This is a genomic window from Pseudomonas sp. FDAARGOS_380, assembly GCF_002591235.1.
Classification (GTDB): Bacteria; Pseudomonadota; Gammaproteobacteria; order Pseudomonadales; family Pseudomonadaceae; genus Aquipseudomonas; species Aquipseudomonas salmasensis.
The window spans coordinates 3,120,808-3,147,224 of sequence record NZ_CP023969.1 but is presented as its reverse complement, the minus strand read 5'-3'; the positions used below and the strand labels follow the sequence as shown (position 1 = coordinate 3,147,224).

The window sequence follows — 26,417 nt, the reverse complement described above, 5'->3', positions numbered from 1 at the left end:
GCCTTAGTTCACCCACACGCGGGCGTTGCGGAACATGCGCATCCAGGCGCCGTCTTCGTTCCACTCTTCCGGGCGCCACGAGTTTTGCACGGCGCGGAATACGCGCTCCGGGTGCGGCATCATGATGGTCACGCGGCCGTCGCGGCTGGTAAGGCCGGTGATCCCGCGTGGCGAGCCGTTCGGGTTGGCCGGGTAGCTTTCGGTGACCTTGCCGTGGTTATCGACAAAGCGCAGGGCAATGGTGCCGGACAGGTCGGCTTCAAGCAGCGCTTCTTCGCTGCTGAATTCGGCGTGGCCTTCACCGTGGGCGATGGCGATTGGCATGCGCGAACCGGCCATGCCCTGCAGGAAGATCGAGTTGGATTCCTGCACCTGCACCATAGCGACACGGGCTTCGAACTGCTCGGAACGGTTACGCACAAAGTGCGGCCAGAACTCGCTGCCCGGGATCAGTTCGCTGAGGTTGGACATCATCTGGCAACCGTTGCACACACCCAGGGTGAAGCTGTCGTTGCGTTCGAAGAAGCCCTGGAACGCATCGCGAGCACGGCTGTTGAACAGGGCCGACTTGGCCCAGCCTTCACCGGCACCCAGCACGTCGCCGTAGGAGAAACCACCGCAGGCCACCAGGCCCTTGAACTCGTTGAGGTCAACGCGACCGGCGAGGATATCGCTCATGTGCACGTCGATCGCATTGAAGCCGGCACGGTCGAACGCGGCCGCCATTTCCACCTGGCCGTTGACGCCCTGCTCACGCAGTACGGCAACCTGTGGGCGGATGCCCTTCTTGATGTAAGGCGCGGCGATGTCCTGGTTGACGTCGAAGCTGAGCATGGTGCTCAGGCCCGGGTTGTCTTCTTCCAGGATTACGTCGAATTCCTGCTCGGCGCAGTCGGCGTTGTCGCGCAGACGTTGGATCTGGTAGCTGGTCTCGGCCCACTGGCGTTGCAGCAAGCGGCGCTGACCGGTAAAGACCGTGTCGCCGTTGAACGAGATATTGACTTCGCCGTTGTTGATCGGCTGGCCAATCACCGCCACGCACTCGGCCAGGCCAGCGGCGCTGAACTGGGCGAGTACGTCTGGGGTAGCGTCCTGGCGCACCTGGATCACCGCACCCAACTCTTCGTTGAACAGGATGCCGTTGATTTCGGCAGCATCCTCGGCAACGCTGTCGAGCACGATGTTCAGGCCGCAGTGACCGGCGAAGGCCATTTCGACAACGCTGGTCAGCAAACCACCGTCGGAACGGTCGTGATAAGCCAGCAGGTGGCCGTCGGCGTTGAGACCCTGGATCACGGCGAAGAAGGCTTTGAGGTCTTCGGCGTCATCGACGTCCGGGGCCTGCTTGCCGAGCTTGCCATGGGTTTGCGCCAGGATCGAGGCGCCCATGCGGTTCTGGCCACGGCCCAGGTCGATCAGGATCAGGTCGGTGGTGCCCTTGTCCATGCGCAGTTGCGGGGTGAGGGTCTGGCGGATGTCGGTGACCGGCGCAAAGCCGGTGACGATCAGCGACAGCGGCGAGGTGACGCTCTTGTCGGTGCCGTCTTCGTTCCAACGGGTGGCCATGGACATGGAGTCCTTGCCCACGGGAATGGTGATACCCAGCTCCGGGCACAGCTCCATGCCCACGGCTTTGACCGTGTCGTACAGGCGCGCATCTTCACCCGGATGGCCGGCAGCGGACATCCAGTTGGCCGACAGTTTGATGTCGGACAGCTTGCCGATGCGCGAGGCCGCGATGTTGGTGAGGGTTTCACCAATGGCCATGCGGCCCGACGCCGGAGCGTCCAGCAGGGCCAGCGGTGTGCGCTCGCCCATGGCCATGGCTTCACCGGTGTATACGTCGAAGCTGGTGGCGGTGACGGCAACGTCGGCCACCGGCACTTGCCATGGGCCGACCATCTGGTCACGGGCAACCAGGCCGGTGATGGTGCGGTCGCCGATGGTGATCAAAAAGCTTTTGCTCGCCACGGCCGGGTGGTGCAGCACGCGTTCGATGCTGTTGGCCAGGTCCAGCGTGCTTGGGTCGAAGTCATCGCCCAGTTCGCTTTCACGTACCGCCGAACGGTGCATGCGCGGAGCCTTGCCCAGCAGCACTTCGAGCGGCATGTCCACCGGGCTATTGCCGAAGTGGCTGTCGGTGACGGTCAGCTGCGGCTCGGCAGTGGCTTCGCCGACCACGGCAAACGGGCAACGCTCGCGTTCGCAGATGGCCTGGAAGCGCGCGAAGTCTTCAGGACCGACGGCCAGTACGTAGCGTTCCTGGGATTCGTTGCTCCAAATTTCGTGCGGGGCCATGCCCGGCTCGTCGTTTGGAATGTTGCGCAGTTCGAAACGGCCACCACGCTCGCCATCGTTGACCAGTTCCGGGAAGGCGTTGGACAAACCACCGGCGCCGACGTCATGGATGAAGCTGATCGGGTTCTTGTCACCCAACTGCCAGCAACGGTCGATGACTTCCTGGCAGCGGCGCTCCATCTCAGGGTTTTCGCGCTGTACGGAAGCAAAATCCAGGTCTGCCGAGCTGGTGCCGGTGGCCATGGAAGAGGCCGCACCGCCGCCCAGGCCGATCAGCATCGCCGGGCCGCCGAGCACGATCAGCTTGGAGCCGACCAGAATCTCGCCTTTCTTGACGTGTTCTTCACGGATGTTGCCCATGCCGCCGGCCAACATGATCGGCTTGTGGTAACCGCGCACTTCATCGCCACGTGGGGTGGTGATGGACTGCTCGAAGGTCCGGAAGTAGCCGGTGAGCGCCGGGCGCCCGAATTCGTTGTTGAACGCGGCGCCGCCCAGCGGGCCTTCGATCATGATGTCCAGCGCGGTGACGATGCGCTCAGGCTTGCCGTACGGCACTTCCCATGGCTGTTCGAAGCCCGGGATCTGCAGGTTGGACACGGTGAAACCGGTGAGGCCCGCCTTGGGCTTGGCGCCACGACCGGTGGCACCTTCATCGCGGATTTCGCCACCGGAACCGGTGGCTGCGCCCGGGAATGGGGCAATCGCGGTCGGGTGGTTGTGGGTTTCAACCTTCATCAGGATGTGCACCGGCTCCTGCACCGCGCCGTACTGGCGGGTTTCAGGGTCGGGGAAGAAACGGCCGGCGACGGAGCCGACGATCACCGAGGCGTTGTCCTTATAAGCCGACAGAACGCCTTCGCTGTGCATCACGTAGGTGTTCTTGATCATGCCGAACAGGCTTTTTTCCTGGCTTTGGCCGTCGATGTCCCAACTGGCGTTGAAGATCTTGTGGCGGCAGTGCTCGGAGTTGGCCTGGGCGAACATCATCAGTTCGATGTCGTGGGGGTTGCGCTTCAAGCCGTTGAAGGCGTTGACCAGGTAGTCGATCTCGTCTTCGGCCAGGGCCAGGCCCAGCTCGGTGTTGGCCTTCTCGAGGGCGGCGCGGCCACCGCCGAGTACGTCAATGGCGGTGAGCGGCTTGGGTTCGGCGTGGCTGAACAGGCCGGCAGCCTGTTCCAGCTGGCTGACGATGATCTGGGTCATGCGGTCGTGCAGGCTGCTGGCGATCAGTTCGGCCTCGGCGTCGCTGAACTGGCCAGCCACGTAGAAGGCGATCCCACGTTCCAGGCGCTGGATTTTATCCAGGCCGCAGTTGCGGGCGATGTCGCTGGCCTTGCTCGACCAGGGCGAGATGGTGCCGAACCGCGGCAGAACCAGGAACAAGCGGCCAGTCGGCTCTTGAACGGGAACGCTTGGGCCGTACTTCAGAAGGCGTGCCAGCACTTGCTGTTCGTCGGCGGTCAAGACGCCGGTTACGTCGGCGAAGTGAGCAAATTCAGCGTACAGGCCTGTAACAGCTGGAACCTTCTGGCTCAGTTGCTCAAGGAGTTTGCTGTGGCGAAAGGCAGAAAGGGCAGGAGCGCCGCGCAGGATCAACATCTTCGGGACAGCCTCGGGAAGGGGTGTGCTTTGAGGCCGTGCATTCTAGCGTAAACCTTCGCCAACGGCACCCGAAACGCTACCGGTGGCCGCCGCCGAACGTCAGTTGGCACGCTTTGCCTGCGATCACGGCGTTATCCAGGGCATTGGGCGCAGTTATTTTAACCGTCACAAACCCTCGCCAAGCCCCGTTTCTGCGGGCTGCAGCACAGTTTTGCGCTGGCTAGCAGACAAGTGCGCCGCTGTCGAGATATGGCGCCGTGAGCCGTTTGCGTATACTGCGCAGATGTTCTTCCCAACTGTTTCGCGCCTGCGATGCGTCAAATGGCTCATCGCCACCTTGCTCTTCCTGATGCTCAGTGCCTGTGTTGATAAACCCAGCACACTGGAGCGAATCAAGGAGGATGGCGTATTGCGGGTGGTCACTCGCAACAGTCCCGCCACGTATTTCCAGGATCGCAACGGTGAAACCGGCTTCGAATACGAACTGGTCAAACGCTTTGCCGACGACCTGGGTGTGAAGCTGGAAATCGAGACGGCCGACAACCTCGACGACCTGTTCAGCCAGTTGGGCAAACCCAACGGCCCGGTACTCGCCGCCGCCGGCCTGGTGAGCAGCGAGCAGCGCCAGCAGCAGGTGCGCTTCTCCCACCCGTACCTTGAAGTCACCCCGCAGATTATCTACCGCAACGGCCAGTCGCGCCCGACCAACGCCGCCGACCTGGTGGGCAAGAAGATCATGGTACTCAAGGGCAGCACCCACGCCGAACAACTGGCGGCGCTGAAAAAACAGAACCCGGCGATTGAATACGAAGAATCCGACGCGGTTGAAGTGGTGGATCTGCTGCGCATGGTCGACGAAGGGCAAATCGACCTGACCCTGGTGGACTCCAACGAAGTGGCCATGAATCAGGTGTACTTCCCCAACGTGCGCGTAGCCTTCGATCTCGGCAATGCCAGCAACCAGAGCTGGGCGGTGGCGGCCGGTGAAGACAACAGCCTGCTCAACGAGATCAACAGTTACCTGGACAAGGTCGAGAAGAACGGCACCCTGCAGCGTCTGAAGGACCGCTACTACGGGCATGTCGATGTCCTTGGCTATGTCGGCGCCTACACCTTTGCCCAGCACCTGCAACAACGCCTGCCCAAGTACGAAAAGCACTTTCGCGCCTATGCCAAGGCCGAGAAAGTCGATTGGCGGTTATTGGCAGCCATTGGTTATCAGGAATCGCTGTGGCAACCCACGGTCACGTCCAAGACCGGCGTGCGCGGCCTGATGATGCTGACCCAGAACACCGCCCAAGCCATGGGCGTGTCCAACCGCCTGGACCCCAAGCAGAGCATCATGGGCGGCGCCAAGTACCTGGCCAGGATCAAGGATGAGCTGGACGACAAGATCGCCGAACCCGACCGCACCTGGTTCGCCCTCGCCGCCTATAACGTGGGCACCGGCCACCTGGACGACGCGCGCATCCTGGCGAAAAAAGAAGGCCTGAACCCCAACAAGTGGCTGGACGTGAAGAAGATGCTGCCACGCCTGTCGCAGAAGCAGTGGTACAGCAAGACCCGCTACGGCTACGCCCGCGGCGGCGAGCCGGTGCATTTTGTGGCGAACATCCGGCGTTACTACGACATCCTCACCTGGGTAACCCAGCCGCAGCTGGAGGGTAACCAGGTGGTGGAAGGCAACCTGCATGTGCCGGGTGTGGACAAGACCAAGCCTGCGCAAGACACTCCGCAACTCTGATCACGACAGCCCGAACACTGCAAATCCCTGTGGGAGCCGGGCTTGCCCGCGATGGCGGCCTGACAGTCAAGGTATTTAGCGCCTGACACACCGCTATCGCGGGCAAGCCCGGCTCCCACATTTGATCATCGTCGCCTTATAGGCCGGTGAGCAGGTGGGCCACGCCGCCCGGCAGTACCATCACGGCGGGTATACCCGCGGCCTTCAACGCCGACTCATCCACACGCCCCGCCTCCCGCAACTGCACCCGCACCCGCGTGAGTGCCACGCGCTGCTGTGACGTGACGTTGCCCTCCCCGCCCAATGCACTCAGCACCTCGGCCGACAACAGGCTGGGTGTCGGCGTGGTAACCGTCTCGGCCACCAGATCAGGCGTCAGGGCTTTCCAGAACGCCCGCTGCAATTTCTCGAACATGCTCAGTGCTCCACGACAGGTGAGGTTTCAACGGTGGCCGCGTGGTACAGGCGCAGGGCCTCGCGCACTTGGTCGGCTTCTTCAAGGCCCAATACCTGGCGGGCGATGATCTGGCAGTCGTGCAGGTCCAGCTCGCGCACGGTGGCCTTGATGGTGGGGATCAGCGGCACACTGACCGACAGCTCATCCACGCCCAGGCCGATCAACACCGGCACCGCCATGGTTTCGGACGCCAACGCACCACACACGCCGACCCACTTGCCGTGGGCATGGGCCGCCTTGACGGTAATGTCGATCAGGCGCAGGACGGCCGGGTGAAAACTGTCGGCCTGGCTGGCCAGCCGTGGGTGGTCGCGGTCCATGGCCAGGGTGTACTGGGTGAGGTCGTTGGTGCCGATGGAGAAGAAATCCACATGGGGCGCAAACACATCCGCCATCAGCGCCGCGCTCGGCACTTCGATCATGATGCCCAGCTTGGGCAGTTCGCTCAGGCCAAGGGCTTGTGCTTCCTCTTCGAGCATTTTGCGCGCCAGGTGCAGCTCCGACAGCAGGCTGACCATCGGCAACATGATATGCAGCCGCGCCAAGCCGGCGCTGGCAAGAATCGCACGCAACTGCTCACGCAGCAGTTCGGGGCGTTCCAGGCATAGGCGGATGCCGCGCAGGCCTAGGAACGGGTTGGTCTCGCTGTCCATCGGCACATAGGCCAAGGGTTTATCGCCGCCCACATCCAGGGTACGTACCACCAGATTTCGTTCGGTGCCGAGGGCGCGGGCGATGGCGCTGTAGGTGTCGGCCTGCTCCTCTGCGCTCGGCGCACGGTTGCGTTCCAGGTAGAGAAACTCTGAACGCAGCAGGCCCACGCCTTCACCGCCCAGGGTCAGGGACTGCTCCACTTCCTGCAACGAGGCGACGTTGGCCGTGACCTCGACGTGGTGACCGTCGCGGGTGACCGCCGCCCTTGAGGCCTGTGCCACTTCACGCTGCAGCCGCAGCTTTTGCTGTTGGCGCACCGCCTGCAGTTGTTCGATTTCGGCCAGGTTCGGCTCCAACTGCAGCTCGCCTTTGTCGGCATTGAGCAGTACCCGCTTGCCGTTGGCCAAGGCCAGTACTTGACTGGGTACACCGCAAAGGGATGGCAGGCCAAGGGCCCGGGCGAGGATGGCCACGTGACTGGTAGCGCCCCCGGCGACCGTGACAAAGCCCAGCACTTTACTGGTATCCAGGCCGGCGGTTTGCGAGGGTGTCAGTTGTTCAGCGACCAGGATGGCGCACTCCGGCAGCTCCATGGACCGCTCTGGCACGCCCAGGATCAACTTGAGTACGCGCTGGCCGACGTCGGCCAAATCCGCCGCACGCTCAGCCAGCAGCGTTTTACCCAAGCCTTCGAAGAGTCTGGCGGTCGCCACTGTGGCCGTGTTCCAGGCAAAGGCCGCGCTCTTGCCTTCGGCCAGCAGGCTATGGGCTTGCTCAAGCAGGGTCGGGTCTTCGAGCAACTCCTGATGGGCGCGAAAGATCTCGGCCTGGGCGCTGCCGGCCGCCTTGGCCTGCAACGCTTGCAACGCCTCGTTTGCCGCCCGCAGGCCACGCGCCAATGCGGTACGTTCGAAGGTTTCTCCCGCACCGGCTTCGGGAATCTCAAGCGCCGGTTCAGCCACTTGGACCACCTGGCCGAACGCCGAGCCAGGCGAGGCACAGATGCCTCGCAACACGGACGCCGAAGAAGCAGGCGCAGCGGGTTTGTTGATCGTCTCGACCGCTACCGGCAGCGTCTCGCCACAGCCCTCGAGCAACAACGCCACCAGCGCCTGAATCGCCGCCTCGGCGTCTTCCCCCGCCGCGCTCACTTGCACACTGTCGCCCTGGGAGGTCTGCAGCGCCATGATCGCTACAAGCGACTTGGCATTCGCGCTCAAGGTTTGCTTGTGCAGGAAAATGCTGGAACTGAACCCCTTTGCCGCCTGGGCAAATACCGCCGCAGGGCGGGCGTGCAAGCCGCTGGCATTGGGCAGGGTCACTGGCTTGGAAAACAGCGCATTGCCCTCCTCCTCGTCCACCTCAGCTTTCATCGGCCCCGGTGAGACCTGCAACAGTGGCTGGCCGGACTCGACCAGCGCCTGACCGGCCACCAACGGCACAAACGGCTCGCCGCTCACAATGAGCATCAAGGTCAGCAGGCTGCGCGCATTGAGCGCCACATAATCGGCATCGAACTCGATCAGCGGCTGCCCGGCCTCCACCCGCTGGCCCTCCTCGACCAGCCGGGTGAAGCCCTGGCCCGCCAGGTTCACGGTATCCAGGCCAATATGCAGCAGCACCTGCACACCGTTATCGGCGGTGACACTGACCGCATGGCCGCTGTCCTGAATGTTGCTGATCACCCCAGCCAACGGCGCGCAGAGGGTTTGCGAGGTGGGGTCGATGCACAGGCCATCGCCAATCACGCGGCCGGAAAATACCGGGTCGGGCACCTGGTCCAGCGCCAGCAAAACCCCGGACAAGGGTGCCAGCAGTTCCAGGGGTTGAGATGTGGTCATGACTTCACCTGTTTGTGTTGTTCTTTAAAAATCATTGGGGACTACCGGATTACTTCCACCAATATTCGACCTGCACACCGACGTTCGACCCATGCCGCGCCGTGCCATAGGCGCCGGTGTCGGACAACGCCGAGCCCGCCGCCAGCTCATTGGCCGCACGCTTGGCCGCTTTGTTCCAGGACGCATAGGTGTAATACAACCGCACTTCCGGCCGCGCCCAGAATTCAGGGCCTTTGGGCGACCAGGTCGGGGCGAAGGTAAATTTGCTCAATTTGCGCGTACCTCCGGTGGCATCGACCTGATCGTGCCCCAGCTCAGCGACCAGTTTGAATTGTTCGCTGAGCGCATACGCCGGGCGCACACCGAGCGACATCCAGTTCTGATCCTGACGCCCTGGGCGCACATCTTTCTGGTACACCGCCTCGACTTGCCCGCCGAAACGCGGAGTCAGTTGCCAATCAAAGAACTCCACCGCGCGGTAACTTTTGCTGCTCTTGTCCAGCGCGGTATTGCCGGTGTAGCCCAGGCCGGTGCCGGGGCCTTCGCCGTACTGCAGGGCAAACTTGTTCTTGCCGCCCAGGAAGGCCGCTTGCACATGCTGCGCCGTCAGCGCCCAGCCGCTGTTAGTGTCACGCCCACCGGCCTTGGCGATGTAGCTCAAGCCCAGTTCCAGCTCGCCACCGGGGTTGGTCTTGAAACCTGCGACGTTGAAGTCGTGACGGGTGGCGTATTCCTTCTGGTACAGGTTGTCCTTGCGCGACAGCGCATAGCTGTATTTCAAGCCGCCAATCAGCACGTCCTCGATCCCGCCACCGGTGGCGCTCTGGTTCCAGTAGTAAAAGTCGGAGATATGGATATCGTTACGCTTGTAGTAACGCCGCCCGGCCCACAGCGAACCACCATTGAGGCTGGGCAGGTTGGACCACTGCGCATACATCTGCGGCATGCGCGCCGAGCCGTTGTTTTCACCCTGGAACTTCAGGGCGCGGTCGTACTGGTTGTAGAGGGAAGCCATGGCATCGACGCTGAGCACCGAACCGTCGTCGAGGGTCAGCAAATCCTGACGCAGTTCCAGCTCGGCGTACTGCTCGCATTCGTTACCCAGGCGGTATTTGGTTTGCGCACCCGGCAATTGGAAACATTGCTGCTTGCCACTTCCGGTTGACGTGCCCACACCGCTGCGCAAATACCCGGCAAACTCCAGGGCTTGGGCGCCGAAAGGCACCGTGAGGCAGGACGCTATAAGGCCCAGCTTGATTGTTGTTTTCATGAAGCGCTCCTTTTATTTTTATTGTTTTTTCTTACGGTCGTGCGTGACGCGATTCCCTGTAGGAGCGAGCTTGCTCGCGAAGAACTTGCAGCCTCCACGCAACACCTGGAGGGGCGCGTTTTCGTTGGCGATCTTCGCGAGCGAGCTCGCTCCTACAGGGGGTGTTTCAACCTGTCAGGTGCAGCACGAAGGATTCATAAGGGCGTAGCACCAGCGTGCTCGTGCGCGGTGGGCAATCGGGGTAGTTGCTGATCAGCAAGCGTTGCTCGTTCGCGGCATTGATCACGCCTTCGGGCAGTTGGATCTCGCACGGCGATCCATAGAAGTTGTTGAGTACCAACAGGCGCTCGCCGTGACCTTCACGCAGGTACGCCCAGACCTGGAGATGGTCTTGCAGCAACGGGCGGTAAACGCCTTGCTGTATCAGCGGTTCGCGGCGGCGCAAGTCGATCAGCCTGCGGTAGTGATGCAGCACTGAATCGGGGTCATCCATCTGGCTTGCGACGTTGATCTGCACGGCATTGGCGGGGATGCCGATCCAGGGTTCACCGCGGCTGAACCCCGCGTTCGCTTCGGTGCTCCACTGCATGGGCGTGCGCCCGTTGTCGCGGGACTTCTGCATGATCGCCGCCATGCTCGAGGCTTCGGACTCGCCCGCATCGCGCTTGAGCCGAAAGATGTTCAGGGTTTCCACATCACGGTACTGCGAGATGCTGTCGAAGCCGGGGTTGGTCATGCCCAGCTCTTCGCCCTGATACACATACGGCGTGCCCTGCAAAAAGTGCAGCGCCGTGGCGAGCATCTTGGCCGAGACCACGCGGTGTTCGCCGTCGTCACCAAAACGCGAGACCACCCGTGGCTGGTCGTGGTTGCACCAGAACAACGCATTCCAGCCGCCACCGGCCTGCATGCCCATCTGCCAGTCGGAGAAAATCTGCTTGAGTTGCAAGAAATCGAAATCGGCCTTCACCCACTTCTGCAGGTTGGGGTAATCGACTTTCAGGTGGTGGAAGTTAAACGTCATCGACAGCTCTTTCGACGCTGGATTCGAGTAGCGAATGCAGTGTTCCAGGCGGGTGGATGACATCTCACCCACGTTGATCAGGTCATGGCCTTCAAAGACTTCACGGTGCATTTGCTGCAAGTATTCATGCACGTTCGGGCCGTCGGTGTAGAAGCGGCGGCCGTCACTGTTGTCCTCGGGGAAATCGGCGGGCTTGGAGATCAGGTTGATCACATCCAGGCGGAACCCACCCACGCCTTTGTCGCGCCAGAAACGCATCATTTTGAACACTTCGGCGCGCACCTGGGGGTTGTCCCAGTTGAGGTCGGCCTGGGTATGGTCGAACAGGTGCAGGTAGTACTGGCCGGTCTGCGCTTCGTATTCCCAGGCCGAGCCGCCGAACTTGGACTCCCAGTTGTTCGGCTGGTCGCGCCAGATGTAGAAGTCGCGATAGGGGTTGTCGAGGCTGCTGCGCGCCTGCTGGAACCATTCGTGTTCGATGGAGGTGTGGTTGACCACGATGTCGAGCATCAGCTTGATGCCACGCTTGGCGGCTTCGCTGATCAGCAGCTCGCAATCGGCCATGGTGCCGTAGCTGGGGTCGATGGCGTAGTAGTCGCTGATGTCGTAGCCGTTGTCGCGCTGGGGCGAGCGCAGGAACGGGGTGACCCACAGGCAATCCACGCCCAGCCACTTGAGGTAGTCGAGTTTGTCCACGATGCCCAACAGGTCACCGGTGGCGTTACCCGCGTGGCTGTGGAAGCTTTTGGGGTAGATCTGGTAGATCACCGAGTGTTGCCAGGTTTGCATGGTGGGTTCCTTCAGTAGAGTTGGGTGCTGGCCCTTCTGGCCTCATCGCAGGCAAGCCAGCTCCCACACTTGAATGTGTTCACAAATCACTGTGGGAGCTGGCTTGCCTGCGATAGCGATCTTCAGGCGACCCGGTAACCAGGCCGAACGATCTTCATGCTCAACATGCACGTCAGCGCAAAAGGCACGACCATCGCCACGACCATGCCAATCACGAACATCGGAATGGCGCTCGGCACGATCGAGATAAACCCGGGCAGCCCACCGACGCCGATGGCCGAGGCCTGCACCTTGTTCAACGACAGGAAAATGCTGCCCAGCGCCGAGCCCAGCAGCGCGGCATAGAACGGAAACTTGAAGCGCAGGTTCACCCCGAACATCGCAGGCTCAGTGATGCCGAAGTAAGCGGAAATCGCCGAGGTCGAGGCCATGCTTTTGTCCCGCGCGTTGCGGGTCATGTAGAACACTCCGAGGGCGGCGCTGCCCTGGGCCAGGTTGGACATGACGATCATCGGCCAGATAAAAGTGCCGCCCTGGGTAGAGATAAGCTGCAGGTCGACGGCCAGGAACATGTGGTGCATGCCGGTGATCACCAGCGGCGCATAAAGCAGGCCGAAAATCGCGCCGCCGATCATCGGGGCGATCTCGAACAGCGTCACCAAACCTTCGGTGATCAGGATGCCAAGGTGACGGGTCACCGGGCCGATGATCGCCAAGGCCAGCACGCCGGTGACGACGATAGTGGTGATCGGCACGACCAGCAGTTGAATGGCATTCGGCACCCGCGCCCGCAGCCACTTTTCGATCACGCTCATGACAAAGGCCGCCATCAGGATCGGCAGGATCTGCCCCTGGTAACCCACCTTCTCGATCTGGAACCAGCCGAAGATATCGAAGTACGGCAGGCTCTGGCCGTCGAGGCCAGCGACCGCCTTGCCGTAGTTCCAGGCGTTGAGCAGGTCGGGGTGCACCAGCATCAGGCCCAGCACGATGCCGAGGATTTCACTGCCGCCGAACCGCTTGGCCGCCGACCAGCCCACCAGCGCCGGCAGGAACACGAAGGAGGTGTTGGCCATCAGGTTGATCAGGCTCCACAGGCCATCCAGGTTCGGGTAGGCCTCCAGCAGCGTCTTGCCTTCGATGAACATGCCCTTGGCGCCCATCAGGTTGTTCACGCCCATCAACAGGCCGGCGATGATCAACGCTGGCAGGATCGGCATGAACACATCGGAGAACACCCGCACCAGGCGCTGCATGGGGTTGGTCTTGTCGCCGCCGGCCTTCTTGACGTCGGCGATGGTGGAGGCGGCCAGGCCGGTCAGTTCGCGCAGGGCGGCGTAGACCTTTTCCACTTCGCCGGGGCCGATCACTACCTGGAACAGGCCACCGGTAAAGAACGACCCTTTGACCAGGTCGACCTGGTTCAGCGCACTGCTGTTGACCAGGCTGGGGTCCTTGAGTGCCAGGCGCAGGCGGGTCACGCAATGGGCGGCTTGCTCAAGGTTTTCGCGGCCCCCGAGGTTGTCGAGAATCTCGCGGGCAATCGTTGAATAGTCGTGGCTCATGCTCGTTTTCCACTGTGATTGTTTTTATGGGTGGCAGTCGTTGGCAGCACGCCGAGAAGGGAAAAGTACTCGTCTGTACGAGTTAAATCAACAACTCGTCTGTACGAGTTACACTTTTGTTTATGCCTGCGAGCTTTCTGTCAGATTTTTCCCAAGCTCGCACCGCTGTCCAATGGACAAACCCCACCTCTGCCACTATGGTTCCTGCCTTGAACGCGCCGTCCACCTTCATAACGCCGGGCAAGAGCCATCCCATGAGCAAATACAACCAGATCTATACGGATCTGCTTGCCAGCATCACCACCGAACGCCTGCAACGCGGTACGCGCCTTCCCTCCGAAACCGAACTGATGGACGCCTACCAGGCCAGCCGTGGCACCGTGCGGCGCGCCATCGAACAGTTGCAGGAACGTGGCTTTGCACAAAAAATCCACGGCAAGGGCACCTTTGTGTTGTCGCCCAACCCGATTGAGTTCCAACTGGGCGGCATCGTCAGCTTCCACGAGACCCACGCCGACCTCGGCGATGACGTACGCACCGACGTAGTCGAATTCACCCAGATCCCGTTAGAAGGCTCACTGCTGCAACACATCGAGGCCGAGCCCGGCACCCTGATTACGCGCATCAAGCGGGTACGCCGCATCGGTGGAAAACGGGTGATCCTGGACATCAACCACTTCATCAGCGACCTGATTCCCGGCCTGGACCGCAACATCGCCGAGCAGTCGATCTACGCGTTTATCGAGCAAACGCTGCAGTTGCAGATCAGCTACGCGCAACGCACCATCGAAGCCTTGCCGCGCAGCAAGGACGACCAGGCGCATCTGGATTTGGATGGGCAAAGCCATGTGATTGTGGTGAGCAACCAGACGTTTTTGCAGGATGGAAGGCAGTTCGAGTACACCGAGTCGCGGCATACGTTGGATAAGTTTTACTTTTCGGATGTGGCGCGGCGGTGATATCTACCCAAAGGATTGGGGCTTCGTACCCGTCCCCCCTTAATCGATGGTGTAACCCCGCCGCTGATCAAACTCTTGATATTTGCGGGAGATCGCAGGATCGTCCGAACGCCCCTCGATCGTATCCGTAGTCACCAAGCCATTCAGGCCCCGGACGGAGTGAATAGCGGCCTCCCATGCGTCGGGCCCAACGGGCGGCTCAATAAAGTCTTTTAAATACGCATCCAGAATGCCCTTATCAGGCGTCTCGATTTCTTGACTCAAGGCAGACAGATAGGCCGACTTATCCGTGCGGCCCCAATTGATCGAGTTGCTTGACGATATTGAGGTCTTTTTCACCCACAACGTTTCTAAGATAGCCCTTCGCGTCAAAGTCCTTGAATGGGTCAAACACGCTGCTTTTCCCTTAAATAGTTGGTAAGCAGGTGAACCGCCTCCAGACCGGTGACTTTTTTCTCTTTCTTAAGTGCGATGACCAAGTTCTCTATGACGTCAGTCTGAACATCGTCTCCCGCCAACCGAGAAACATTTTCTGCCCACTCATCTGCGTAAGTCCGAATGTAAGCGACCTGGCATGCGTCCGCCAGATCCATCACGTAACGCCGTAGGCCAGACTTAGGAATGATCAAGGCACCCGTTTTCGGATGACGCCGGACCGAACTTTTCGGTTTACGGGGAGAGGCGAGTTCATTGACATAAACCACTGACCGTCCACCAAGCGATAACTTGCGTCGAATTCGGCGGCTACCCTTTATGCAAATCCGTGCATCCTTTGACGCGACCAAATGCCCGGCGCCGGATTTGGCGACCTGCACCGAAGCACTCACGCCCAGCCGTTGCAATACCTCAACGGCGAGCGTTTCAAGGTCAGCGACGGGAGTCACAACGCCTGTAACAGGGTGACGAGAAGCTTTGGCGTAGATGCCAATGCCCATGCGGACGATCACGCCTTTGCGCATTAGCTCATCCAACGCGACAGAAACCTGTGAATGCCCACCAAGCGTTGCGATATCCATACGCAGGATCACGTTTCCCAGCATGCCATCAATGGCACTCTGCATACGCTCTTCCAGCTTCATGAACAGACCTCCATGATCGCGACCGCTCACAGTGAGCAATGGCATCAGCGTGTTAATTCGATCAGAAACAATAAGGTAGCTTTGCTTCATTTCGATTATGGTCAAGCTCAGGAAATTCTCCAACCCTTCCCGGCTTGAAGTAGAGTTTGTACGGGTCTCCATTGGAAAGAAAGCACCGTGAATATTCCCCAAAAATGGCGTGAACAATTCCCCCATGCGCTGATTGAACAACAGGCCATTGGTGAATCGCGCGCTGACGTCTTTCGCCTGCGCCAGGACGGCGGCACGGATCTGTTCGTGAAGTCCGAGCCCCTCGAGGAACTCGGTGAGTTGGCAGACGAAATTGATCGGCTTAGATGGCTGCAGCACATGGGTCTACCGGCGCCTGAGGTTTTGGATGATGTTAAGGAGTTTCATCGCCATTGGTTGTTGATGACCGCCGTACCGGGACGAGACCTGGCCAGCACCAACGAGCTTCCTGCCGGGCAAATCATTCACATCCTGGCGACCGCGCTACGTGCTTTACACCAGTTACCCGTGGCCCTCTGCCCCTTCGATCACTCCCTTGAGCTGCGCATTGCTCGCGCGCAGCAACACGTCATTGCCGGCCTCGTGGACGAGACAGACTTCGACGACGAGCGACTGGGGCAAAGCGCTGAGGATGTGTTTGCCGAACTGGTGGCGACTCAGCCAAAGACTCATGACCTGGTAGTGACCCATGGCGACGCGTGCCTGCCGAACTTCATGGCGGCAGAGGGTTGCTTCAGCGGCTTCATCGACTGTGGACGCCTGGGGGTCAGCGATCGGTTCCAAGACCTTGCCCTGGCAGCACGAAGTATTGAAAGCAACCTGGGGCAGGAATGGGTGAAGCCATTTTTCGAGGTTTATGGCGTTGAGCCCGATGAGCAGCGTATGAAGTTCTATTGTCTGCTGGATGAATTTTTCTGACGCTGAGCGTACCGCCGTCTCCCTGTTCAAGCCTGTAATGCCGCCACCTGAGGACACAAAGTAACCCTGTGGCGAGGGAGCTTGCTCCCGCTGGGGCGCGAAGCGGCCCCCTCTTTTGTTACCCCAGCTGGCACAGACGGTGTTTGCGCCTGATCAAGGGACAACACCGTTCGATACGGATTTGATTCGATCACTACTTCCCTAATAATCAGCGGTCCAGGTGAGGTTGCACCAAGGCCTGGAACCACTCGAGGAATGCGTTAAGACGACGCGAACGTTGCCTGCGGTTCGGATAGACAAGCGATACCTGCATCGGCGCGGCACGAAAGTCGGGCATAACCTCAACCAGTTCGCCTGCGTCGAGCAGGTGCTGAACGTCAAATCTGGGAATCTGGATCAATCCCACCCCCGAGACGCAACAGGCGATGTAGCTTTCAGCGTTGTTGACGATCACCCGACTGGGTACGACAAGCTGCCGCTCCTCACCCGACACATAGCAGTCCCAGGGAAGCTCCCGCCCTGTGGAAGGCGAGGCATACCCCACGCAAAAGTGTCCTTGCAGCAGATCATCCGGCTTGGCCGGCACACCATGCTCGTGCAGGTAGCCTGGGCTGGCGCAGTTGATCAATGCGATATGACCCAAGGGAAGCGCGACCAGACTGCTGTCGTGCAGCGCTCCAATCCGCACGGCACAGTCAACACCCTCCTGCACCAGATCAATCGCGCGATCGGTCGAACCCAACGCCAACTGGAGGCGAGGATAGCGGCGCAAAAAGCCTGGCAACGCAGGGGCAATCAGCCGACGAGCAATACGGCTAGGCACGTCCACATTCAGACGCCCCGAAATCTTGCGTTGGCTGGCATGAAATAACTGATCAATGTCTTCCGCGTCGCAAAGGAACAGACGCACCCGTTCCAACAATTGCACACCATCAGCGGTCAGCCGCACATGTCGCGTCGTTCGGTGCAGCAAGCGCGTGCCCATGGTCGATTCGAGTTGCTGCACAGCAGCCGACACCGACGCCCGCGGCACTTGCAGCGCATGGGCAGCGTTGATGAAACTGCCCATCTCGGCAACCTGAACAAAGATGCGGTACTGATCGAGCCTATCCATTCATCCCTTTCCATAGCGCCCGCTCTAACTGAAGAGGCGCAACACCCCCTCACCCAGCAAAACCACGGCATTCATCGTACTCGCACCCCGCCACCGGGGTGCTGTCCGTTGGTGATTTTTCCTTATATCGGCAAAACGGTGCCGCCGCTGCTTATTTGGTGGTGTACCCACCATTAATGAGGATGGTCTGTCCAGTAATCCACCATCCGTCGCTTACCAAGTGCCGAATAAAGGGCACTACATCCTGGATGTCGGTCAGGCCAGTTTTGCTGGATGTTGAAAGCGCCGCAGCCGTCTTGTGATACGCCACTGCATCGGCACCCTCGGCCGGATAGAAAAATGGCGTGTCCATCGGGCCTGGGCCGACCGCCGTCACCGAAATACCGCGCTCACCGAACTCCTTGGAGGCGGCGCGAGTGAAATGCTCCACGGGCGCTTTTGTGCCTGCATAGGCGGCATAGAACGGCGTATAAGCGCCCAGCAGCGAGGTTACTACGGTGCAGATCTTGCCGTTGTCGTTGAGGTGCTTGCCGGCTTCCTTGAGAAAAAAGAAAGCGGTCTTCGAATTGACTGCCGTCATCTCGTCGTACTCCGCCTCGCTGATTTCGGCCATTGGCTTCTTGAGCACCTTACCGACGGTATTGATGGCGATGTCGGGCTTGCCGACAGCAGCGACAGCATCGGCGAACAGCTTTTCGACGGCGCCGGCCGTTGTCAGGTCGCCCTGCAACGCCACAGCCTGCGCACCGCTGGCTTGCACTGCGGCGACAGTTGCATCGGCATCGACCTTGGAAGCCGCGCTGTTGTAGTGGATCGCGACAGCCTTGGCGCCCTGAGCGGCCAGGTCGCGCGCGATCAACCCCCCAAGATTCTTGGCGCCGCCGGCGATTAGAACGACTTTGCCTCGGATGGAATGGTCTGTCATGGGGGATCTCCTTCTTCACGATTCGATGGAGAGTTCAGCTTAGGCGGCTTCACCCAGCGCGATAAACCACCGCTGGCTGGATGAATAATCCAGAAAAACAACCTAATCCAGAATTTCAGTACCTTCTGAAAACCGGAGTTACGAGTACCAGCACCGTCAGGATTTCCAACCTTCCCAGAAGCATTCCGACGGTAAGCAACCATTTGGCCGCATCCGGCAATGATGAGAAATTGCCGGCCGGCCCAATGATGGTGCCCAGGCCTGGCCCGACGTTACACACCGCCGTGGCGGCGCCGCTCAACGCGGTTATCCAATCAAGCCCAATGAGAGCAAGGCCCAAAGCGATAACGGCAATCGTGATGGTGAAGAAAAACGAGAAGGTCAAAAGCGAGCGCACAATCTCCTCGTCGATGGGATGGCCGTTGTATTTTTTCTGAATCACGGCTCGAGGATGGATCAACTGCTTCAAGCTGCTGACCAGTAAAGCGGCAGCCACTTGAAATCGAAAGATTTTAAGACCGCCTGCCGTTGAGCCGGAACAGCCTCCGACAAAGGTTAAATAGAAAAACAGCAAGACCGCGAAGCTGCCCCACAAGGTGTAGTCGCCCACCGCAACGCCGGTGGTCGTGACCACCGAGGTCACATTGACGGCCACGATACGAAACGCATCCCACCATCCATGATCGCTGTGAACGTGCAGCCAGGTACCCACAAGCAGCGATGTGACCAGCAAGAATCCAATAAATCCGCGTACCTGGTGATCCCTGATCAACGCACGCCGATTACCTCGCAATGTTGCAACGTACAAGGTGAATGGCAGGCTGCCCAGAACCATGATGGCTACTGCCACCCAGTGAATCGCTGGTTGCGTCCAATGCCCAAGAGAGGCATCCGACGTTGAGAATCCTCCGGTAGAGATCAGCGACATCGCATGGTTGACCGCTTCAAATGGCGTCATTCCAGCGAGCCAGAGCGACAGGGTTCCGAGGCCCGTCAGCCCCAGATAGAGCAAAAGAATGTACTTGGCTGCCACATGGGAGCGAGGTGTCACTTTCTCAGACCAATCGGAGGATTCTGTCTGGAACAGACGCATCCCGCCGATGCGCAAAAGCGGAAGAATCGCCACAGCCATGCCGATAAAACCGATGCCGCCCAACCAATGGAGCATGGAACGCCAGATCAGCAATCCGGGAGATGCACTATCCAGACCGCTGAGTACGGTCGAGCCAGTGGTTGTGATGCCAGACATTGTTTCAAAGAAGGCGTCGGTGTAGCTGATATGACTGATGAACACCATGGGTAACGCGGCGAACGTGCACACAACTACCCAGCTTGCGGTAGTCAGCAAGTACATGTCCCTTGGGCGAAGATGGCCAGTATCGGGGCGCCCTCGCACGATCAACAGAAGACCGCAAATAAGCGTAATCAAACTCGCCCAGAGGAAGGCCGAGAGATCGTCGCTGCGCTCATAGACCACCAGCGTAATCATGGGAATAGCCATGCTGACGGCCAGCGTGATCAAAAAAATACCTAAGATGAAGCCGATAAGCCGAATTGCTGCGAGTGACATCACAGTAGCGTTCCGAAATGAGCACCGCGCAGTATCGAATGCCCCCTAAACAGGCTGCGTAAATTCTCCGTAAAATTTTTACGCGCGATTAGTCAGGCGACGTGTGTCGAAGGAGTAGCCACCCATACCTGGCGATGCACAAAGCGGCTGGTGCCAACCCCAAAAAGCTAAAAGCCCGCAATTAAGCGGGCTCCAGGGCATTTTTTGCTAGATCGTGCCCGGCTATGCCGGACGTCCAATCATTCCCACTCTATTATAAACTACCAGCAAAAGCCGCTATGACAGGCAGCTAAAATTCATAACTGCACGGAATACCATGAAGAATGCCATAACTAAGACTTCACAGCTATGCGGGTGAGAGCATCCAGCGAAAGCCCTAACTACGCGCCCGCGACTGACCAACTGAAACGAAGCCCGTACGGTATTCGACTCAATGCTTCATCCGCACGGGCGCAAGAAAGTCGCTCCACCAGCTCGCTACAAGCTTAGCCTGTGGACAAGAACATAAATAGATCAATTACTATTTTAAGGTTTACAAGCAAAGCTAACAAAGTAAGGAGTTACTACAAAGGCAACACCAATCAAACCCACCGCTAAAAAGGATAGCCTGAAGCACTTTCCGTAAGTCCACGCCGATTCGCTTCCAAGACCAGCAGCGTTGTTTCTTTCCTTAGTGAATATAGATACCTCTGAGGAAAGCCCGACACCCTCCAAATAGCACAACGTCGCTTCCGCATGCTTTATTATAAAAGACACTCGTTGGTCGAGCTTCCAGAATATAAATGCCACTAAACTTAAGAAACAACCTAAAAGTGAAACCAGAGCTGAAAATTTTCCGCCCTGCTGCAAGCCAACCCCTATTCCGGCAGCAACAAGACCAGAGATCGCTAAAAAGAAATTGAACACTGTCATTCGCTGTTGCGCATGCAGTTCGAAGTACTTCCAAGCGTGTTCCATCGAACGCTCAAACTTTATAACATCATCCATATCCACCTCGACAATTAAAATTACTTTAACTCAAGTACAAGCACACAACACTTGATACCCAGAAGCAAATCAAAAACAGTTTGCAATAGTAATATCATTTTGGCATTATGACAAGAAAATCCGCTTTTGTGCCAAAAAGGACCACAGCATGAAAATGAGAAAAACGACAAACATAAACTTAGTTGATGTCCAAAATCTTGTTCGAGGAGCTCTCGCAAAGCTCAAAGAACCAAGCACACCAGAACGAGCGCGTGATGCAGGAAAACAGGCTCAGTATTGTCAAAAGCAAATCAACAAAGCAATATCAATGGCCAAAGCTAAACTCAGTCAAACGTTGCTCAACGAGTTTTTTGAATGGCTGGCTCTACAATTGGGCGCCACGGGAGCAGTTCAATCGTCTCTCGGAGTCGAGCTTAGTTCAATAGGTATATTCCCTGCTGAGATCGACTCCCTCGATCTTGCTTCAGAAATAGACACTGCGCTGTCTAAAACAGCACGTTTTTCGGGAAAATTAGAAGCATTCGCTGATGTAGCCTGTAAAATTTCATCTGCAATACGGGACTCAGACTGGGGAACTGCTGCTACCTACCTGAAAGACTTTGAGAGCGTGGAAGGAGTGTCTTACTGGTCGCTGGAGACAAGCCTTGCTTTGCTCCAAAAGACAGATGGCCTAGAGCCTATGAAAACTCGAAGCGCGGAGCTCTCAGTATCAGCGTATGGTTTGACTAGATTTTATCTGTATTTTTTTGGTGTGCGAAATGAACCCGCTCAAAACTCAGCTCGCTATCGATCCAACACAACTAGAAGAGTTGATGATGCAGACCTGAGCGAAGCAATGAGAGTGTATTCCAAGTATAGACTGCACGGAAATCTGGGATCATCTGACCAAGACTTGAGACTTATTCTTGCCGCTGAGCAATTTACCACTCCTATTGATCTCTTATTTACGCTTATCAAAGCATGTAAAAAAATACTGTGCAATCAGAACAATTATACGGTAGCAGTACGCAGCAGGGCCAGCAGAGCAATAGATGTGCTAAGTCCAATATTGAGCAGACTTAACCTTCTACCTATAGGCGACAGCACCTCAGAAACCATTAGCTACAACGCTAAAACTGCTAGCTACGCAAAATCCGCAATACAAATTTCTTTTGGTTCCGAGCCAGCAAAACCTCTTTCTTTATTTGATGAGATATTTGCACGCGGACTAGCATCACAAATATCATCGCAGAACAGTGATCTACACGCCGAGGAACTAGCAAAATTCTGTCTGAATTTCAGTTGGATATCTGAATGTATCGAAGTAGGAGACTTGGTGTCGCTCCCGACACTGCCAAAAATATTTGAAAGCTGTATCTCACCTATATCCTCGCCTCCCTCCACAATGTCGTTCGCACTTCAGAACGAAGCCAAGTACTTGATGCAGGATCACGATAAACTGGGAGCGGAACTCCAACAAATTTATGATGCACTGTACACAAATATCAAACCTGAAATCTCAAGAATTCATAATCGTCTTACACAGGATTGTGTCGGCGTTATAGCAAGCAACCGCTACTTTACTAGTGGAGATCATGCTACAGCCGTTGAAATTTGCGCCAAGTCGGGTATATATAACGCCAAGATAATTGCCGCGCTCCCAATAGTGGATATGTATTACGGCTATAAATGGTCAACCGTTAGAAGGAGTGGCGAACTCCTACACGTTGCGATTACACTCGATCACTTGTTAAAAATCGTAGACGAGCGCACATATAGAACTTACAAAAGATATGCAATTGAAGATTTGATGAAAGTTTATAGCTGTAAATCAATCGTTGATCTACCACAACGCCTGCTGGAATCTGATCACTCTATCGAACTAATTGCTCATTTGTGTGCAAACACCTGCAATCTGGTAACAATTGAACTATTACCTGGCATGACGAGTTCTAAGAAGTCAAGACAGACTAGGAGCGATCTACTCAAAGCATTGGCAAAGCTGAAGCCGCCAATGGAAGAGCTATACATCCAAGAAGCTATTCATATCGAAGATAGTCTTCATGTCGATGATGGATTAGAAGTCCTTGATGACAGCAAGGTGTATGTAGACGAGCAGTCAATTATGAATGCGCTTAGCGCTGAAGTCTCCGCAGACTTTCAACGCTATAAAAAATTAGTTGAGAGCGGGGTCGGTGAATCCGAAGACCTTCAAGAGGTGATAAAAAGTTTTCGTTCGCCATCTGCTAAGAATTTTCAAGTTCCAAAAAACGAGGCGGATGATCTTTTAGGGGAACTAGTAGGCTCTATAAGAGAGAAATTCCTGTGGGATCCAGTTTCCGGATTAGATATATTAATTGGAAGGCGCATAAGGCACGGTACAATTGCAAGTGAACTACGCGGTGTACTTGAGCCTGTGGAATTAATATGCCAAAGACCAAAACCAGGAGCAGACTATCAGCTTTCTGCTAGACTGGACGCGTTAGCGGCAAAGCTTGATCCTAAAAGAAGAAAGATCCTGAAAGCAGCTTTTTCGCGTTTTTCGGAATCGATCGACTCGATAATTGGCGTACTGCGCGATGAGTATTTTTATGTAAAATCTAAAAACAAGCCTCGCGGGGTATTTGATTTAGTTATTCCCACCTCATTTTTAATGCTACTCCGCGCTGTTGCACAAGCATGCAACTCTGCCGACCAGTTCCTTAAAGAATGCATCGGAATGTTTTGGTATGATATAACCGGGAGATGCGAGATAGCCCGTCCCGCCATCGATCATGAAATCAAAAAAAATCTTCAATCTGCCTTTTCAAAACTAACCAATGAGCTCCGAAGCAATGGCATTGACGATGTAGAACTATTATCCAGTATTGTCCACCAGTCGGAGGAGTTACATCGCAGGGCCTCAGTTATTGCAAGCTGGATCAGAGTCCCCAACATAGAACTAGATGAAAGTTACACACTAAAATACATAGTGGACGTAGCAGTAGCCTTTGTCAGTGGTCAACATACGAAATTCAATCCAGAAATTGAAGCAAGCGTACCAGAGGACCTATTTTTAGATCTTCATGGATTCTCTATTATACAAGACGCACTCTACCTGGCGTTAGTTAATATATACGAGCACTCAGGCGTAAAAACCAGAAACCAAGTATCAATAAAAGTCGACCTTGATGCTGCAACCTCACTTCTTCACTTTACCATTACTAATGACATTGCCGAAAACACAATCACACCAGAAAAAGAGACTAAACTAAACTCACTAAGGCAAGATATTAAAAAGCGCGCTTACGGCGAAAGAGCTAAGCAAAACCGAGACTCTGGGATTAGTAAGCTTGCGACGATAGTAATGCAGTACAAAGACACCAACATATCTTTTGGCTTCGAGGGAAAAGATTTATTTCGCTTGGAGTTTCAGCTTCTATACTTAGGTAGTCCACCATCTCGGGCCGAAGATCCTCCATCCCGTGAAGCTTCGAAAATTATCGAGGTAGAATATAATGCCTAATTTCAAGATTTTGATTGTAGAGGATAGCGAATCAAAACTTACTAGCATACAGGGTGTCGTGGAGCGAGTAATTCCATATGTGACACTTTGCAAAGCATATTCGGTTAGATCTGCGATAGATGCACTAGAAGAATATGTACCCGATTTCATAATTGCTGATATGTCTTTACCTACGTATGACATCGAATCGAGAGAACGTGGTGGTACTCCTAGACCTTTTGGAGGCATTGAGGTCTTCGAAACCCTTGAACGCTATGAAATGGAGATTCCTACTCTAGTAGTGACATCGTATCCAGTATTCAGCGAGGGATCGAAAAGCTTGGGGCTAACAGAGCTATCAAAACAGCTGAAAAAGGACTTCCCTAACACCTTTTTAGATACCGTATATTTTGATTCAGCATTCTCTGACTGGGAGCTTCGCATCGAATCTAATCTTAGATCAATTTTAGAGAAAAAAAATGCCTCTTGACATACTTTTGCTAGAAGACGACCCGGCAAAAAAAGGGAAACTCCTTGCCCTGCTCAAAGATAAAGGTCTATTTGGGCGTCTGGACGTTGCTATCTGCACGAGCCAAGCACTAGAGCTAATTGAAGATCGCCCACGCTATGACTTGTTAATAGCCGACGTGGTCGTGCCTGGCGAATTAGGTAGTGAAAAGGACGAAAGAAATTGTATAGATTTTTTCAACAGCATTGACGACATTATACCAGCGGAAAAAAGACCGCTTTATTCTTTACCTATAAGTGCTGCTACGGACCTGACCGATGCAGCTTATGATTTTTTCAGCTGTCGGCCTTGGGGCATCCTCCCCTATTCGGAAAACGATGAAGACTGCCTCAATGCATTACACCGTATAGCCGTTTGGATTCTTAACGACAAAACGCAACGCGAGCAGCGTAACACCTGCGACGTTTTTATAATAACTGCACTTCCTCATCCCGAGTACAGCGCCATTGAAAATCTTAAATTAGATTGGGGCCCCTTTGAACCGCTGGATCGTACACACCTAATACGCTATGCATCCCTGAGCGTTGCTGGGAGTACTATAAAAATCGGGGCAGCTTTTTGCGCGAGAATGGGGGCCGTTGCAGCTTCAACATTGACTACTAAAGCATCATTGATTCTTAATCCGAAGATTGTGATTATGGCTGGTATCTGCGCCGGAATTGCAAGTAAAGCCGGGATAGGAGATGTGGTTGCGGCAGAACTTTCTTGGGACTGGCAGAGCGGTAAATATATAGACAAGAATGGCGAAGAAGCATTTGAATCTTCCCCCCACCACATCAACATCGATGATGAATTAAGAAACAAACTATTTCTGCTGAAGAGGGACGAGCCCTTTTGGAAATCTTTTTCCGACTATGCTAGAGAGCATAAATTGCAGCTTCCAAAGCTCGTATTAGGACCTATGGCTACAGGCTCATCCGTACTCGCTGATGTCCGAGTATCAGAGCGGATACGTACGATCCAACATCGTAATGTTACAGGCCTAGACATGGAAACTTATGGGGTTTATGCCGCAGTATCATCAACTCTTACAGGTGCAGACTTTATTTCATTGAAATCGGTTTGCGATAATGGCGACAAGAAAAAAGATGATCAGCATCAACAATACGCAGCGACAATCTCTGCGAACGCTGTAGAGCAATTTATCCGCCACTACTTTCGGGAATAAATCAGCTCAAAGTCCGCCGATGAGAGATTTCTAAAGTCATAGTTCATGCCGCAGTATCGTCCATTAAAAATTTCGCTCCTATCAACTGCTGTCAGCACACACACGATGCGGCGGCTAAGCGAGCAGATCCTCAAGTACAGAATCAGATCTGGGGGAAAACTGGATGCAACGATTCGCCGACATTAGGCGTGCTGGTTCTACTTGTGCGTTCCAAACGCGAGGGTTAGCTGTTGTAACAAAATAGCCAGTTCTGCTGGGCTGCCTTCGCGTAACACGTCGGCAAGTAGTTCAGCCGCATATGCTGGGTCAGCACGAAGCTGCTCGGACATTGCTTCACTGTGCGGTCGATCTTTCATCTGGTCCTCCCCTATCGCCTAGTGACCTGCGAGCGCAAGCCAACCAATAGCATACGTTGAGCAATTGAGCGA

General features: G+C 56.1%; 18 protein-coding genes. 6 read left to right on the top strand and 12 right to left on the bottom strand.

Annotated features, from left to right (window positions below; translation table 11 throughout):
- Window positions 1–3: 3 nt before the first annotated feature.
- On the bottom strand, window positions 4–3,900 hold the full coding sequence (gene purL, locus CRN80_RS14805) for a phosphoribosylformylglycinamidine synthase (protein WP_098950455.1): 3,897 nt from the start codon (window positions 3,898–3,900) through the stop codon (window positions 4–6).
- Between the two features lie 286 nt (window positions 3,901–4,186).
- Between purL and mltF the strand changes: the two genes are divergently transcribed.
- Window positions 4,187–5,647 (top strand): membrane-bound lytic murein transglycosylase MltF, encoded by a 1,461-nt coding sequence (gene mltF, locus CRN80_RS14800; RefSeq protein ID WP_098950454.1) that lies wholly within the window; start codon window positions 4,187–4,189, stop codon window positions 5,645–5,647.
- Between the two features lie 136 nt (window positions 5,648–5,783).
- Here the strand turns inward: mltF and CRN80_RS14795 are convergent, their stop codons facing one another.
- The 5 genes from CRN80_RS14795 to treP all read right to left on the bottom strand — a co-directional run bounded on the left by CRN80_RS14795 (window position 5,784) and on the right by treP (window position 13,247).
- Complete coding sequence (locus CRN80_RS14795; RefSeq protein WP_098950453.1) at window positions 5,784–6,062, bottom strand: PTS transporter subunit EIIB; 279 nt, start codon at window positions 6,060–6,062, stop codon at window positions 5,784–5,786.
- A gap of 2 nt (window positions 6,063–6,064) precedes the next feature.
- On the bottom strand, window positions 6,065–8,599 hold the full coding sequence (gene ptsP / locus CRN80_RS14790; protein WP_098950452.1) for a phosphoenolpyruvate--protein phosphotransferase: 2,535 nt from the start codon (window positions 8,597–8,599) through the stop codon (window positions 6,065–6,067).
- Window positions 8,600–8,648: 49 nt separating this feature from the next.
- Window positions 8,649–9,869, bottom strand: coding sequence for a carbohydrate porin (locus tag CRN80_RS14785; protein ID WP_098950451.1), 1,221 nt, complete (start codon window positions 9,867–9,869; stop codon window positions 8,649–8,651).
- Window positions 9,870–10,035: 166 nt separating this feature from the next.
- Window positions 10,036–11,682 (bottom strand): alpha,alpha-phosphotrehalase, encoded by a 1,647-nt coding sequence (gene treC, locus CRN80_RS14780; RefSeq protein ID WP_098950450.1) that lies wholly within the window; start codon window positions 11,680–11,682, stop codon window positions 10,036–10,038.
- Between the two features lie 122 nt (window positions 11,683–11,804).
- A complete protein-coding gene (gene treP / locus CRN80_RS14775; RefSeq protein WP_014719803.1) occupies window positions 11,805–13,247 on the bottom strand; it encodes a PTS system trehalose-specific EIIBC component in 1,443 nt (480 codons plus the stop codon).
- Window positions 13,248–13,501: 254 nt separating this feature from the next.
- Between treP and treR the strand changes: the two genes are divergently transcribed.
- Window positions 13,502–14,206: a trehalose operon repressor gene (treR, locus tag CRN80_RS14770; RefSeq protein ID WP_098950449.1), complete on the top strand. Its 705-nt coding sequence runs from the start codon at window positions 13,502–13,504 to the stop codon at window positions 14,204–14,206.
- Between the two features lie 39 nt (window positions 14,207–14,245).
- Here the strand turns inward: treR and CRN80_RS14765 are convergent, their stop codons facing one another.
- Together CRN80_RS14765 and CRN80_RS14760 are read right to left on the bottom strand one after the other, a co-directional pair.
- Window positions 14,246–14,545, bottom strand: a complete 300-nt coding sequence (locus CRN80_RS14765; protein ID WP_098950448.1) for a hypothetical protein — start codon at window positions 14,543–14,545, stop codon at window positions 14,246–14,248.
- A gap of 47 nt (window positions 14,546–14,592) precedes the next feature.
- Complete coding sequence (locus CRN80_RS14760; protein ID WP_138183524.1) at window positions 14,593–15,447, bottom strand: hypothetical protein; 855 nt, start codon at window positions 15,445–15,447, stop codon at window positions 14,593–14,595.
- Between the two features lie 15 nt (window positions 15,448–15,462).
- Between CRN80_RS14760 and CRN80_RS14755 the strand changes: the two genes are divergently transcribed.
- A complete protein-coding gene (locus CRN80_RS14755) occupies window positions 15,463–16,233 on the top strand; it encodes an APH(3')-II family aminoglycoside O-phosphotransferase (protein ID WP_098950446.1) in 771 nt (256 codons plus the stop codon).
- Between the two features lie 208 nt (window positions 16,234–16,441).
- Here CRN80_RS14755 and CRN80_RS14750 read toward each other — a convergent pair whose 3' ends face one another.
- From CRN80_RS14750 to CRN80_RS14735, 4 genes are all read right to left on the bottom strand, one after another.
- The gene (locus CRN80_RS14750; protein WP_098950445.1) at window positions 16,442–17,347 is read right to left on the bottom strand and encodes a LysR family transcriptional regulator; all 906 of its coding nucleotides are present in this window, start codon (window positions 17,345–17,347) and stop codon (window positions 16,442–16,444) included.
- A 151-nt stretch (window positions 17,348–17,498) separates the two neighbouring features.
- A complete protein-coding gene (locus tag CRN80_RS14745) occupies window positions 17,499–18,272 on the bottom strand; it encodes an SDR family oxidoreductase (protein ID WP_098950444.1) in 774 nt (257 codons plus the stop codon).
- A gap of 115 nt (window positions 18,273–18,387) precedes the next feature.
- Window positions 18,388–19,842, bottom strand: a complete 1,455-nt coding sequence (locus CRN80_RS14740) for a TrkH family potassium uptake protein (protein WP_098950443.1) — start codon at window positions 19,840–19,842, stop codon at window positions 18,388–18,390.
- 525 nt (window positions 19,843–20,367) lie between these two features.
- Window positions 20,368–20,829, bottom strand: coding sequence for a hypothetical protein (locus tag CRN80_RS14735; protein WP_098950442.1), 462 nt, complete (start codon window positions 20,827–20,829; stop codon window positions 20,368–20,370).
- 148 nt (window positions 20,830–20,977) lie between these two features.
- Between CRN80_RS14735 and CRN80_RS30645 the strand changes: the two genes are divergently transcribed.
- Genes CRN80_RS30645 through CRN80_RS14715 form a run of 3 tightly spaced genes read left to right on the top strand, consistent with a single transcriptional unit; the run spans window position 20,978 to window position 25,989 of the window.
- Entirely contained in the window at window positions 20,978–24,313 is a 3,336-nt protein-coding gene (locus tag CRN80_RS30645) for a hypothetical protein (RefSeq protein ID WP_138183523.1), read from the top strand.
- Window positions 24,306–24,782, top strand: a complete 477-nt coding sequence (locus tag CRN80_RS14720) for a response regulator (protein WP_098950439.1) — start codon at window positions 24,306–24,308, stop codon at window positions 24,780–24,782. The genes CRN80_RS30645 and CRN80_RS14720 overlap by 8 nt, the downstream gene beginning before the upstream one ends.
- Window positions 24,772–25,989 carry a hypothetical protein gene (locus tag CRN80_RS14715; protein ID WP_098950438.1) on the top strand — a complete coding sequence of 406 codons (1,218 nt, stop codon included), beginning with the start codon at window positions 24,772–24,774 and terminating at the stop codon, window positions 25,987–25,989. Before CRN80_RS14720 ends, CRN80_RS14715 begins: the two co-directional genes overlap by 11 nt.
- The last annotated feature ends 428 nt before the right edge of the window (window positions 25,990–26,417 follow it).

Bases quoted from the DNA above. Each gene is read 5' to 3' on its own strand.
- CRN80_RS30645 (WP_138183523.1), top strand. From the start codon at position 20,978: ATGAAAATGAGAAAAACGACAAACATAAACTTAGTTGATGTCCAAAAT.
- ptsP (WP_098950452.1), bottom strand. From the start codon at position 8,599: ATGACCACATCTCAACCCCTGGAACTGCTGGCACCCTTGTCCGGGGTT.
- CRN80_RS14735 (WP_098950442.1), bottom strand. From the start codon at position 20,829: ATGGATGATGTTATAAAGTTTGAGCGTTCGATGGAACACGCTTGGAAG.
- CRN80_RS14715 (WP_098950438.1), top strand. From the start codon at position 24,772: ATGCCTCTTGACATACTTTTGCTAGAAGACGACCCGGCAAAAAAAGGG.
- CRN80_RS14795 (WP_098950453.1), bottom strand. From the start codon at position 6,062: ATGTTCGAGAAATTGCAGCGGGCGTTCTGGAAAGCCCTGACGCCTGAT.
- treR (WP_098950449.1), top strand. From the start codon at position 13,502: ATGAGCAAATACAACCAGATCTATACGGATCTGCTTGCCAGCATCACC.
- mltF (WP_098950454.1), top strand. From the start codon at position 4,187: ATGTTCTTCCCAACTGTTTCGCGCCTGCGATGCGTCAAATGGCTCATC.
- CRN80_RS14720 (WP_098950439.1), top strand. From the start codon at position 24,306: ATGCCTAATTTCAAGATTTTGATTGTAGAGGATAGCGAATCAAAACTT.
- CRN80_RS14745 (WP_098950444.1), bottom strand. From the start codon at position 18,272: ATGACAGACCATTCCATCCGAGGCAAAGTCGTTCTAATCGCCGGCGGC.
- CRN80_RS14740 (WP_098950443.1), bottom strand. From the start codon at position 19,842: ATGTCACTCGCAGCAATTCGGCTTATCGGCTTCATCTTAGGTATTTTT.
- purL (WP_098950455.1), bottom strand. From the start codon at position 3,900: ATGTTGATCCTGCGCGGCGCTCCTGCCCTTTCTGCCTTTCGCCACAGC.
- treP (WP_014719803.1), bottom strand. From the start codon at position 13,247: ATGAGCCACGACTATTCAACGATTGCCCGCGAGATTCTCGACAACCTC.
- CRN80_RS14785 (WP_098950451.1), bottom strand. From the start codon at position 9,869: ATGAAAACAACAATCAAGCTGGGCCTTATAGCGTCCTGCCTCACGGTG.
- CRN80_RS14760 (WP_138183524.1), bottom strand. From the start codon at position 15,447: ATGGAGACCCGTACAAACTCTACTTCAAGCCGGGAAGGGTTGGAGAAT.
- CRN80_RS14750 (WP_098950445.1), bottom strand. From the start codon at position 17,347: ATGGATAGGCTCGATCAGTACCGCATCTTTGTTCAGGTTGCCGAGATG.
- treC (WP_098950450.1), bottom strand. From the start codon at position 11,682: ATGCAAACCTGGCAACACTCGGTGATCTACCAGATCTACCCCAAAAGC.